The sequence below is a fragment of the Variovorax sp. GW821-FHT09D05 genome (assembly GCF_059416325.1).
This window is the reverse complement of the sequence record NZ_JBWKOZ010000001.1, coordinates 139,339-151,063: the sequence shown is the minus strand read 5'-3', so window position 1 is coordinate 151,063 and position 11,725 is coordinate 139,339. Positions and strand designations below refer to the sequence as shown.

The window sequence follows — 11,725 nt, the reverse complement described above, 5'->3', positions numbered from 1 at the left end:
AGAAGAAGCGCAACGTGCCCGTGCTCAGGTCTTGAGGCTGGCCGAAACCACCTTGCCCGGCACGCAGAGACTCTGCCTGCGGGATTCGGCCTGTTGCACCCCGCTGTCCTCGATGCGTGCCACGGCATAGATGGAGCCCTGCTCGGCATAGGGGAAGGGCACGCTGTACGTGCTCTGCAGCGCCTCGGAAGCCTCGGGCAGCAATTGCTCGACACGTGCAGGCAACGCGGTGCTGTTCTCGCCGATCTTCACGTCGAGCATGGAGCCGATGCTCAACCGCTTGGCCAGCCGCGCGGGAAACACCGCGACGACGCCGATCCGGCTGCAATCGGTGACGCGCACCAGCGAGGCACCGGCCGTGACGTACGCGCCCTCGGGCGCCAGCACGGTGTGCACCAGGCCGGGCTGGGTGGCCGTTACCTGGTACGCGGCGAGCTTCTCGACGCGGCGGCGCTCATCGTCTTCAAGCTGTGTGATCTGCTTGAGCTGCTTGAAGATGGCGGTGCCGTCCTGCTGGGCGCGGTCGATGCTGTTGCGCAATGCTTCGCGCCGGCTCGAGAGCGTCTGGAACAGGTTGCTGCCCCCGGTGCCCACGAAGGCGCCCTGCCCCGCGCTCACCACGGTCTGCGCCTGCCCGGCAAAGGCCTGCTCGGCCACCGCCGCGTTGGCGCGCGCTGTGCTCAGCTGGGCCTCGGCCGCGTTCATCACCTGCTCGCTGATGGCGCCCTCTTTCAGCAATGCCTCGTTGGTGCGGACCTTGTTCTCCTGCTCGGCCACCACGCTATGCGCCACGTCGCGCTGCCGCTGGGCAATTTGCCATGCGTCCCATGTCTGGGCCAGGGAAGCCTGGCGGTGAACCTGGGCCTCTTGCCCGACGGATCTCATCTCCTGGCTGTCGGCCTTGAACTGATTGCCCAGCTGCGACAGCTGGCTTTGCAAGGCAAGACGCTGCGTTGTCAGCGTGGTGAGGATCTCCTGGCTGACCGTGGGATTGCGCACCGTGGCCACCAGGGAGCCCGGCACCACCGCGTCGCGCGTATGCACCGCCATCTGCGTCACCACGCCGTTGATCGGCGAGGTGACCAGTCCCACGGGCGCCTCCAGGACGGCCCGCGTCGCCTGCGCGGACAGCAGCGGCTGGATCAAGGTCGCGATCATGAGCCACAGCACGAAAGCCAGCAGCGCGTAGGCCGCCAGCTTGGGAACGAATGAACCCTTCTGCCGACTTCGACCGGGCCGCGATCGGGCGCGGCGGTCGATGGTGCCGGCAATGCGCGCCGGGCGACGAAAGAGCAGATACGAAATCGGTTTGGACGCACGCATAGCCACCTCTTGAAACGTCGACGGCGCGCACCGGCAACCGTGCCGGCACATCGCCCATTGATGAAAGGGACTTGACCGAAGAACCCTGTCGAACCACGAGCCAGGAGGCCCGTTTTTTTGATGCTGCAGTGCAATAAAAGTACGTCGAAACCGCAATCCGTTCTGCTTCCGTGAGAAACAAGATGTGCGAACTTCCCATTCAGTTCGGCCGCTGAATCGGGGCAGATTCCTACATTGGTTCTAGAGTGAAGGAGATTGACAACGCAGGGCCGATCCGGCTGAACGGCGCATCGCGTTGTTCAGGTTCTCAGGAGATTCGAGGGCGGCGCCTTTTCGATCGCCCGGCTTGCGCCGATGCCCACAGGCAGGTCTCAAGATGTGTTCGACAGGCTCACGAACAACAGCTGGTAACGATGCTGCTGTTTTCGGGCGCGTTTATCGGTCGAGACAGTTGCTTGCCTGCCGATTGAAATCGCTGCCGGTGTTGGTTTTTTGCTGGCACTCGCGGGCGGGTTGCGCTGCCAACGCGAGCGTCCGATGTCAGGTCAACGCCTCGGCCAGCGCCACGGCGTCCGCGCCAGCGGGAATCCGGATCGGGCACGACGGGTCATTCGCCGCGCGCCATACAGCTTGCGCCACATCCAGCGCGTGCGTGACCGGCCCTGGCGATTGCCCCATTGCCGTGAATACGCCCTGCGCAAACTCGGCGTACGCCTGCGGAATTCCCGCCTGCATCCGGGGCTGTGCGTTCTTGCTGAAGGGAGTCTCGGGAGACCGCCCGGGCAGGACCAGGTTCACCCGCACATTGAACTGCCGGAGTTCAAGCGCGAGCGACTCGCTGAATGCGTTGACCGCCGCCTTGCTCGCGGTGTACACGGAAAGCATCGGGAGCGGCTTCAGCGTGGTGCTCGACGATACATTCACGATGACACCTGCCCTGCGTTGCCTGAACTGAGGCAGCACCGCCTGGGTCACCATCAGCGTGCCCATCGTGTTCGTCTCGAAGATTTCGCGGGCAAGCTCCATCGAGCTGTCTTCGAGAACGCCCAGCAATCCGATGCCTGCGTTGTTGACCAGCACGTCGATTGGCCCCGCGGCCTCCACGGCCTGGCGAATGCTTTCAGGGTCGGTGACGTCGAGCGCGAGCACGCGCAGGCGATCGGAACGGGGCAAAACGTCTTCGCGTGGCGTGCGCATCCGCGCCTCGCGGTTGCAATCCGGCAGATGCACGAAAGCCCGACCCGGCCCTGGACAGTTGCGCAGCTGGCGAAAGAGGCGGCCCTCTCGCGCTCGACGTTCTTCGAGCGCTTCAGCCGCACAGTGGGTGTCGCGCCGATGGAATACCTCCTTGCCTGGCGAATGGCCATGGCAAAGAACCTGCTGCGGCGCAAGGAAGCTGGCATTGCCGAAGTTGCGCAGCGCGTGGGGTACAGCTCCGCAAGCACATTCAACGTCGCGTTCACCCGGTATGTCGGGATGCCGCCGGGGCGCTATGTGCGTGCCATGTAGTTGCCCGGCGTCACGCCGAAGCAGCGGCGGAACCAGCGCGAGAAATGAGCCTGGTCCGTGAAGCCGCATTGCGCCGCCACGTCGGCCGCCGCGCCCCCCTCGCGCAGCAGCGCCTTGGCCCTGCCGATGCGCGCGAGCCGCGCATAGTGCGCCGGCGTCACGCCGACGGCCACGCGGAACAGGCGATGAAAGTGCTCGCGCGACATGCCCAGCCGCCGGGCCAGCGCGCCCGGATCGATGCGGCAGGCATCCTCGGTCGCCAGCGCGTCGCAGACGGCCTCCACGCGCGCGTCGCCCGCATGCCGTTCGACCGCCACCAGTTCGCCGCTGGTCTGCGCTCCAAGAACCTGCTCCAGAAGCCGGCCGACCTGCGCACCGTCTTCCGCCAGCGCTGCAACAGCCAGTGCATCGACCATGGCCGCGTCTTGCCAGACGCTCCGGCGCAGCACACCCCGCTGGCCCTGCGGCCATCCGAAGCGCGCGCCAACCCAGACGTGCGGCACATACAGCATCACCATGCGAAAGCCCTGCGCGCTCACGCCGGCGGTGTGAAGCATGAAGGGCGCCATCAGCACCAGGTCGCCCGCCTGCGCCACCTGCCGCTCGCCGGCGCAGGTGAATTCGCAGCGGCCTTCGAGGATTGCGCCAACGCTCCACTCCGCATGCCAATGCAACTCGAAGCGCGCCTTGGGGTCGGCCGCGAACATCGCCTCGACCTGCGCGCCGTCTTCCATCGGCAGGCCGATCACATGCGAGGCGGGTGAGCTTGTGCGCGGGTTCATCCCTCCAAGGGTAGCGCCCCCCGCACCGTGATGCCCATCCAGCCGGCGCTGGCGGTCGTGGCGTCCACAGGGCCGAGCAGCGCCAGCTCTTCGACCGGGTGATCGTGGAACCGCAGCGTGGCACTGCCACCGGCCCAGCCCGACTCGACGCGGTCGATGATGTCGGCGCGCAGATAGCGCGGCACCACCACGCTGCCCGGCTGCGTCAGGTCGGGCCAGCCGATGGCGCCGATGGTCGGTGCAGCCAGAAAACCCAGGCGCCCGGCCTTCTCGCCCGACAGCGTGACCGAAGCGTCGACGAGCCGCCGCTCCTTCACGCTGAGGCTCGCGCCCAATTGGCTGCCAGCCGACAACGGCGCAGCCGCCGGATGGATCAGCGGCATGCTGCGCGTGAGCCAGGTCTGGCCGATCTTCTTGGGCCAGCCCTGGAGCCAGCCGCGCAGCAGCGAGATGTCCTGGTCCACGTAGATCAGCGGGCAATAGAAGCACAAGCGCGCATCGCCAACGCCCGGCTTTGCCGCGATTTCGAGCACAACGATGGTCTCGCGGTACTGCGCGTACACGGGGTCGAGCAGCTCGCGGCCATCGTCACCACAGGCCTGCCAGTCGGCGAAGTGGACGCAGCCCTTGCCGGTGGCCGTGCCGAGCTCGGCCGGCACCAGCGCCGCACCAAGCGCGGCATCGAATTCGAAGGCTACGTTGACGAGCCAGCCGGCATAGTGCCAGGGCGGTGCCTGCACAAGCGCGCTGCGGCCGGAGGATGTGAAAGGAGGCGTAAAAGATTGCGGCATCGGATGTGGACAAGTTCAAGACCGCCGCACGATATGGCCGCATGCGCCGCCGCGTCTTGTACGCCAGTGATCCCGCTACGACAGATGACGGTGTTGTCCGACTCGCCCCACCCCGTCGGCAGACACAATGACCGCCTCGGCCGAGACAAGCCGAACGAACACAACGAGAAGCTCCCGGCTCCGCACGATGACCCCGATGACCCCGATGACCCGTATCTATCTGATTGAAGACAACCCCCTGATCGCCACCACGCTGACCGACGGGCTGCAAGAATTTTCCGAATGCAATGTGATCGGCACCGCCACCACCTCCGGCGCCGCCATCGACTGGCTCAAGAAAAACCCCGAAGGCTGGGACGCGGCCGTCATCGACATCTTCCTGGCCGAAGGCAACGGGCTCACCGTGGCGCAGTACCTGCAGGAGCACAAGTCACCAGCGCAGCGCACGGTGGTTCTCATGAACTACGCAACCTCCGAGGTGCGCGAAGGCGCGCTGTCCGCGGGCGTGGATGCGGTGTTCGACAAATCGCTGCAGCTCGAAGCCTTCTACGACTTCTGCAAGACGCTGAATATCTCGCCGCGCCGTTGAGCGGCGGTCGCAAGCGGAGCGGCCCATCGCGGCACAATCGCCCGCGTGCCGACCTTCAAACACAGCCTGACTGCCGGCCTCGCGCTGGCGTTCGCCCTTGGTACCGCGGCCGAGCCGGTGCTACTCGTCACGTCGCCCGCCGCCTTGCAGGTGGCGGAAAAGTCCGGCGCAGGTTTTGCGCATTGGACCGGCGAGGCGCCGGGTAGCGACGGCATCGCCACCAACCAGGCCCTGATACGCTCGCCCGCCTGGCGCTCCATCGCCGAGCCGATCAGCGCGAGCCTCTCCAGCCTCCAGCGGCGCGACAGGCAGGCAGGCGTCGGTATCTCGAAATATCCGCACCGACTGTTCGATGCACGCTGGCTTGCGAGCCCCGATGCCTTCTTCGAACTGGTGGGCGTCGCCAACCGCATGGACCGGCGGCCCTTCCAGAGCAACGCATGCGGCGAGACGCGGCTGGTGTACCGCCTGGCCTATCGCACGGCCGCGATGCAGTCGCGCCTGCCGATGACGGTCAACGTCGAGCTGCGCGGCGATGCGCCCGATGCCGATGGCAGTTGCGCGAGCGCCGCGAAGCGCTGGCAGCCGCCGCAAGCGTCGATGACCGACGAGGCAACGGGCCGCTGGCTGGTGTCGGCCGATGGTCCGCTGGCGCCGCAGCGCCTGGCGCTCGCGCGCGTCGCGCAGGTCACGACCAACCTGCAGAGCGTTCGCTGGCCCTCGGCGGTGCGGCCCGATCTGGGCGGCCATGCCGAATACATGCTGCGCGCCTTTCGCTGGAATGCAGGCGCGAAGCGCTTCGACGTTGCGCCGCTGGAAAACACACCCGACATCGCAAAGCTCAAGGCCAGCGCCCCGCTGCGCAAGGAGCTGCAGCAATGGCTGCAGCAGCCCGCCAACCTGCGCGCGCTGGACGAAGCTACCTTGCAGATTCCCGAGAAATTCCTCGCGACCGAAGCCGTCTCGGTCGCGCCGCGTGGGCTCGAACGGCTGGCGAACCGGCCCTTCGAGCAGCTCTTCGCGCCAGGCGAATGGCAGGCCGTTCAGGGCAGCCGAACGCTGCAATCACCGCAGGCAGTGCTGCGCCGCCTCGACGACCTGAGTTGCGCAGGCTGCCACCAGAGCCGCGCAGTCGCGGGCTTTCACCTGCTCGGAGTAGACCGGCGCGGTGCATCGCGGACCTTCACTACGGGCAACGCGCTGGCGGTGCCGTACTCGCCGCATGTGCAAGACGAACTGGCACGTCGCGGCACCTATGTGCGGGCCGCGCTGTCGACGCCGCGGCCCGATCCGTTCCGCCCCCTGGCCGAACCCGACGATGCGAACGCCGTGGCCAAGAAGCCGACGGTCGGCGCGCGCTGCGAGCCCACCCGCATCACCGCATCCGCCAACCCATGGCTGGACCGCGCTGAAAAACTGCCGCGCATCTCCTGCGAAGGCATGCTCTCCGTGTGCGAGAAAACCTCGGTCGGCTTTCCGGGCGGCATGTGCTCGGGCCCCTGCGATCCGGGCGACAAGAACGGCACCTGCGGCGGCATCGCGATCCTCAGCGACTTCAACAGCTGCCTCGCCGCGAAGAAGCCCTTCGGCGAATGCCTGGCGAAGCACACGCGGCCCGGCAACCTGCGCAGCTGCTCGGCGCAGCAGCCCTGCCGCGACGACTACATCTGCGCGCAGGCCGAGGGCCAGCCCGAAGGGCGCGGTGCGTGCATACCGCCCTACTTCCTGTTCCAGATGCGGGTGGACGGGCACTCCTGACGACGGTCACTTCGCTCATTCGTTCGCGGTCGGGCGCATCAGCCAGGCAGAGACGGCGGCCACCACACCGAGCACCGCGACATAGATGCCCACCGGCACGATGCTCGAATACTTCGCCACCAGCGTGGCCGCGATGATCGGCGCAAGCCCGCCGCCGATGGCCGCCGCAAACTGGATGCCGATCGAGATGCCCGAGTAGCGCAGCTCGGCCGGAAATTGCGCCGCATACAGGTTCGACTGCGGCGCGAACATCAGCGGGTAGTTGATCGACAGCGCCACCACCATGGCCACGGTGTACGCCGTGAGCGATCCGCTGCCGATGGCCTGGAACAGCGGCACTGCCATGATCGCCAGCAGCAGCCCGCCGAACACATAGAGCCGCCGCGCGCCGACCTTGTCGGCAAGCCAGCCGCTGGCCGGAATGGTGAAGACCATCACGGTCGAGCCGGCGATCAGCGCGTGCAGCGCATCGGAGCGCGAGAAACCCAGGCGGCTGGTCGCATACGAGATCGAGAACACAAGAATGGTGTAGATCAGCGTCACCTCGGCCAGCTTGCCGCCGATGGTCAGCAGCAAGGGCTTCAGGTGCGCGACCACGACCTCGCGCGCTGGCAGCGCCGCCGTCTTCTGGTGCACCTTGACCTGCATGAACTCGGGCGACTCCTGCACCTTCATGCGGATGAACACGCCCAGCACGATCAGCACCGCGCTCGCAAGAAACGGCAGCCGCCAGCCCCAGCTCAGGAAGCTGGCCTCGGGCAACTGAGTGACCAGCGCGAAGGCGCCTGACGACAGCAGCACGCCGATGGGTGCGCCCATCTGCGGCATGCTGCCGACCAGCGATTTCCATTTGGGCGGCGCATGCTCCACGGCCATCAGCATCGCGCCGCCGAGCTCGCCGCCGAACGACAGGCCCTGCCCGATGCGCAGCAGCACCAGCAGCACCGCGGCCCACAGGCCGATCGATTCGTAGGTCGGCAAAAGGCCTATCAGCACGGTGCAGATACCCATCAGCAGCAGGCTCAGCGTGAGCATCGACTTGCGGCCCAGCCGGTCGCCGTAGTGCCCGAAGATGATGCCGCCCAGCGGCCGGGCGAGCATGCCGCTGGCGAAGGTGCCGAAGGCCGCCAGCGTGCCGACTGTGGGGTCGAAGTTGGGAAAGAAGAGCTTGTTGAACACCAGCGCCGCGGCCGTGCCGTAGGCAAGGAAGTCGAAGGCCTCGATGGCCGTGCCGACCATGGTGGCGGCGCCGATCTTCCACACGCTCTGCTGCTTTCGCTCCGCAGTAGCCACTTTTGCTTGCAATGGCGAGGCGATGCTGTTCATGGCTGCTCCTGCGTGATCTGTCGCGCGAACATCGCGAAACTGGCGTTGACGATGCTGCGCTGCAGAAGGAAGTCGTGCGACTCCTTCGCCAGCACAGGATCCACCAGCTTGAGCCGCCCGTAGGCCGACTGCGCGATCAGCTGGTTGCGCGCCGCGCGCTCGATGAGCACCGACATGTAGAGAGACTCCTCGATGGTCGCCGTGGCGGCAAGGAAGCCGTGGTTGGCCAGCAGCACGCAGCGCTTCTTGCCCAGGGCCGCGGAGATGATCTCGCCTTCGACGTCGGCAATCGGCAGGCCGGGCCACTCGGGCAGGAACGCGCAGTCGTCGAAGAAAGGCGTGGCGTCCATGTGTGCGATCTGCAGCGGCTCGCCCGTCATCGACAGCGCCGAGACGTACGGCGGGTGCGTGTGGATCACGCAGTTCACGTCCGGCCTGCGCCTGTAGACCCACAGGTGGAAGCGCACCGCGGGGTTGGGCACACCGCGGCCTTCGAGCACGCGCAGCGAATCGTCGATGCGCATGACCGACTGCGGGCGGATCTCGGCGAAGGCATGCGCGAGAGGTGTCGTCAGGAAGGTGCCGTCGGGCTGGCGCACGGTGACCTGTCCGGCCAGGGTTTCGGAGTGCCCTTCCTTGGCGAGGATGCGGCAGCTGAGCGCGAGCTTCTCGGCCTCTGTCCAGTTGCCGTAGCTGAGGCCGTCGAGAGACGGCGCGGGGGTGTCGTGGGTTCCGGGGCTCGTATCGTTCACGCTTGGCTCCTTTGCATCGGCGGGGTGCGGTCAATGTAAGAAGCGGTGTGCGGTTTGCTCTTGCGCGTGGGCGCACGCGGGTTGATCCAGCGTGCCAACTAGTGGAAAGTCTTAAGTCCTGCCCAACGGATGGCCGCCTAGACTGCATCCGACTGCACCTGCTTGGCACGAAGCGTGCGGGCCAACGGCAGGAGCCCCACCCATGCACCACGACACAGCAGCCTCCGACCTGAGCTTCGCGCCCTGCTTCCGCCCGTTCTATCCGGGCGACGTGCAGGGCTACTCGAACGCGCTCGATTCGCTGGTCTACCCCGGCGAACTGAGCGTGCAGGACAGCAACCCGCGCATGAGCCTCGAAGCCTGCCGCCTCGTGGGTGGCGGGCTGGCCATCAGCTTCGCCTCGACGCCGCTCGCGGTTCGCCATGACACGGCGCTGGCCTCCACCGGAGGTATGGGCGGCACGGGCGACGTGCTCGCGATGATTGCCGTCGAAGGCGAAGGCACCATCGACCAGGGCGGCCGGCGCATGCCCTTCCGCAAGGGCGACATCACCTTCCGCACCACGCGGCTTCCCTCCACCTGCACACTGACCTCGCCCGGCAAGCTGGTGATGCTGCGCCTGCCCTCCGACCGGTTCTTCGGCATCTATGCCGACCTGCACGACCGCTTCGTGCCCTCGATCGCGCAGGCGGATTCGCGCCTGGCCGAGGCTGCCCGCGCGCACATGGGGCACGTGTTTCCCGGTACGGCACAGGCTGCGCCGGCACTGGCGTATTTTTCGGAGCAGTCGCTCGTCTCGCTGCTGGCGGCGACCTATTGCGAATCGATGGGCGAATCGGTCGCCGAAGACGCGGCCGACGGCAAGCGCCGCGAGCGCGACCGCTGGCAGCGGCTGGTAGCGTTCATCGAGGCGCACCTCGGCGATGCGGAGCTGTCGGTCGATGCGGTCTCGAAGGAGCTGGGCATTTCGAAGCGGCTCACGCACCGCCTGTTCGAGATGCAGCGCACGCAGTACGGCACGTACCTCAAGGTGCGCCGCCTGGAGCGCGCGAAGGACGAACTGCAGAACCGGCGACTCGACCACCTGAGCGTTTCGGAGATCGCCTATCGCAACGGCTTTGGCGATGCGAGCCATTTCAGCCGCTGCTTCAGGAGCCAGTTCGGAACCCCGCCCGGGGCCTACCGCAGATCGCCGGACTGAAGGGTTCGCGCGGCCGGAGAAATATTGCTTGCCATTAGATCGCACACGATCTAATATTCGCCCATGCCTGCCAAGCGCTCCACCGCCCAACCCGTCGATGCCCCTGCGAGCAATTCACTGGTATTGGACGAACAGCTCTGCTTCGCCGTCTACTCGACGATGTTGAGCCTCAACAAGGTGTACCGCGGCCTGCTGCGCGACTTGGATCTCACCTACCTGCAATACCTTGTCATGCTGGTGCTGTGGGAAAAGGACGAGATCAACGTCTCCGAAATCTGCACCCGCCTGTCGCTCGAGACCACCACCCTCACCCCGCTGCTCAAGCGGCTCGAAGCCCGCGGACTGATCCAGCGCGTGCGTTCGCCCAGGGACGAGCGCCAGGTCATCGTGTCGCTCACGGCCGGTGGCCGCGCGCTGCGCGCCAAGGCGCAGGGGCTGCCGGGTTGCGTCGCGCAAGCCATGGAGTTGTCTCCCGACCAGATCGGCGCGCTGCGCACCCAGTTGCTGGGTCTGCGCGCCAGCCTCGACAGGAACGCGTGATGCGCAGCCGCTTCGCCGTTCCTGTTTTTTCAGACCAATTACATCGCATGCGATATTAATTCATACGATACAAAACTCATCTCAACCACGTCACTCAAGGAGCGCACCATGTCCGCAAACAGCAAGAACCCCACCGCCACCCCGACCCGCCGCAGCCTGCTGGTCGGTGGCGCTTCCGTCGCAGCCGGAGCCCTCGTGGGGACCGGCTTTTCCCAGGCGGCGTCCGCCGCCTCCACTTCTGCGCCGAACCAAGGCGCCATCCATCGTTCTTTGAAAGGAACACGCACCATGAGCAACACCATCGTCACCAAGGACGGCACGCAGCTGTATTTCAAGGACTGGGGTTCCGGCCAGCCCGTCGTGTTCAGCCACGGCTGGCCACTGAACTCCGACAGCTGGGAATCGCAGATGCTGTTCCTCGCATCGCAGGGCTATCGCACCGTGGCGCATGACCGCCGCGGCCATGGCCGCTCCAGCCAGCCCTGGAACGGCAACGACATGGACACCTACGCCGACGACCTCGCCACCGTCATCGAGACACTGGACCTGAAGAACGTGATCCTGGTCGGCTTCTCGACCGGCGGCGGCGAAGTGGCGCGCTACATCGGCCGCCACGGCACCAAGCGAGTGGCCAAGGCCGCGCTGATCTCGGCCGTGCCGCCGCTGATGCTGAAGACCGCCGCCAACCCCGGCGGCCTGCCGATCGAAGTGTTCGACGGCCTGCGCGCCGCGCAACTAGCGAACCGCTCGCAGTTCTACAAGGACGTGCCCTCGGGCCCCTTCTTCGGCTTCAACCGCCCCGGCGCCAAGGTGTCGCAGGGCCTCATCGACTCGTGGTGGGTGCAAGGCATGGCGGGCGGCCACAAGAACACCTACGACTCGATCAAGGCGTTCTCGGAAACCGACTTCACCGAAGACCTGAAGAAGTTCGACGTGCCCACGCTCATCGTTCACGGCGACGACGACCAGATCGTGCCGATCGGCGCTGCCGGCCTGGCCTCGGCCAAGCTGGTGAAGAACAACAAGCTGATCGTCTACCCCGGCGCACCGCACGGCCTGACCGATACGCACAAGGACAAGTTCAACGCCGACCTGCTGGCGTTCGTGAAGTCCTGATAGTCCCTACAGCCTGATGAAAAGGGGCCCGCAACCGG

The 11,725-nt window shown here is 66.4% G+C and carries 10 protein-coding genes and 2 pseudogenes; 6 read left to right on the top strand and 6 right to left on the bottom strand.

Translation table 11 applies throughout. From position 1 onward, the window contains the following. Positions 1-24: 24 nt before the first annotated feature. The gene (locus AC07O3_RS00685; protein WP_093176586.1) at positions 25-1,323 is read right to left on the bottom strand and encodes an HlyD family secretion protein; all 1,299 of its coding nucleotides are present in this window, start codon (positions 1,321-1,323) and stop codon (positions 25-27) included. A gap of 540 nt (positions 1,324-1,863) precedes the next feature. After that, a pseudogene (locus AC07O3_RS00680) lies at positions 1,864-2,526 on the bottom strand (SDR family NAD(P)-dependent oxidoreductase); the annotation flags it as partial. Here AC07O3_RS00680 and AC07O3_RS00675 point away from each other — a divergent pair. Next, positions 2,515-2,832 (top strand): annotated as a pseudogene (locus AC07O3_RS00675) (helix-turn-helix transcriptional regulator); the annotation flags it as partial. The pseudogenes AC07O3_RS00680 and AC07O3_RS00675 sit on opposite strands and share 12 nt — an antisense overlap. Here the strand turns inward: AC07O3_RS00675 and AC07O3_RS00670 are convergent. Together AC07O3_RS00670 and AC07O3_RS00665 are read right to left on the bottom strand one after the other, a co-directional pair. Beyond that, positions 2,814-3,614, bottom strand: coding sequence for a helix-turn-helix transcriptional regulator (locus AC07O3_RS00670; protein ID WP_495338330.1), 801 nt, complete (start codon positions 3,612-3,614; stop codon positions 2,814-2,816). The pseudogene AC07O3_RS00675 and the gene AC07O3_RS00670 sit on opposite strands and share 19 nt — an antisense overlap. Then, the gene (locus AC07O3_RS00665) at positions 3,611-4,405 is read right to left on the bottom strand and encodes an acetoacetate decarboxylase family protein (RefSeq protein WP_495338329.1); all 795 of its coding nucleotides are present in this window, start codon (positions 4,403-4,405) and stop codon (positions 3,611-3,613) included. The genes AC07O3_RS00670 and AC07O3_RS00665 overlap by 4 nt, the downstream gene beginning before the upstream one ends. A 205-nt stretch (positions 4,406-4,610) precedes the next feature. Here AC07O3_RS00665 and AC07O3_RS00660 point away from each other — a divergent pair, with 205 nt between their 5' ends. After that, positions 4,611-4,994, top strand: a complete 384-nt coding sequence (locus AC07O3_RS00660; RefSeq protein ID WP_093052451.1) for a response regulator — start codon at positions 4,611-4,613, stop codon at positions 4,992-4,994. A 45-nt stretch (positions 4,995-5,039) separates the two neighbouring features. Further along, the gene (locus AC07O3_RS00655; protein WP_495338328.1) at positions 5,040-6,752 is read left to right on the top strand and encodes a hypothetical protein; all 1,713 of its coding nucleotides are present in this window, start codon (positions 5,040-5,042) and stop codon (positions 6,750-6,752) included. A gap of 15 nt (positions 6,753-6,767) precedes the next feature. On the opposite strand, the gene AC07O3_RS00650 is transcribed toward AC07O3_RS00655, so the two are convergent. Further along, entirely contained in the window at positions 6,768-8,078 is a 1,311-nt protein-coding gene (locus AC07O3_RS00650; RefSeq protein WP_440534130.1) for an MFS transporter, read from the bottom strand. Then, positions 8,075-8,830, bottom strand: a complete 756-nt coding sequence (locus AC07O3_RS00645) for an aldolase (RefSeq protein ID WP_256330797.1) — start codon at positions 8,828-8,830, stop codon at positions 8,075-8,077. Before AC07O3_RS00645 ends, AC07O3_RS00650 begins: the two co-directional genes overlap by 4 nt. 202 nt (positions 8,831-9,032) lie before the next feature. On the opposite strand from AC07O3_RS00645, the gene AC07O3_RS00640 reads away from it, so the two are divergent. The 3 genes from AC07O3_RS00640 to AC07O3_RS00630 all read left to right on the top strand — a co-directional run bounded on the left by AC07O3_RS00640 (position 9,033) and on the right by AC07O3_RS00630 (position 11,687). After that, on the top strand, positions 9,033-10,031 hold the full coding sequence (locus tag AC07O3_RS00640) for an AraC family transcriptional regulator (protein ID WP_093176575.1): 999 nt from the start codon (positions 9,033-9,035) through the stop codon (positions 10,029-10,031). Between the two features lie 63 nt (positions 10,032-10,094). After that, a complete protein-coding gene (locus AC07O3_RS00635) occupies positions 10,095-10,571 on the top strand; it encodes a MarR family winged helix-turn-helix transcriptional regulator (protein ID WP_093080409.1) in 477 nt (158 codons plus the stop codon). A gap of 288 nt (positions 10,572-10,859) precedes the next feature. Then, complete coding sequence (locus tag AC07O3_RS00630) at positions 10,860-11,687, top strand: alpha/beta fold hydrolase (protein ID WP_093052466.1); 828 nt, start codon at positions 10,860-10,862, stop codon at positions 11,685-11,687. The last annotated feature ends 38 nt before the right edge of the window (positions 11,688-11,725 follow it).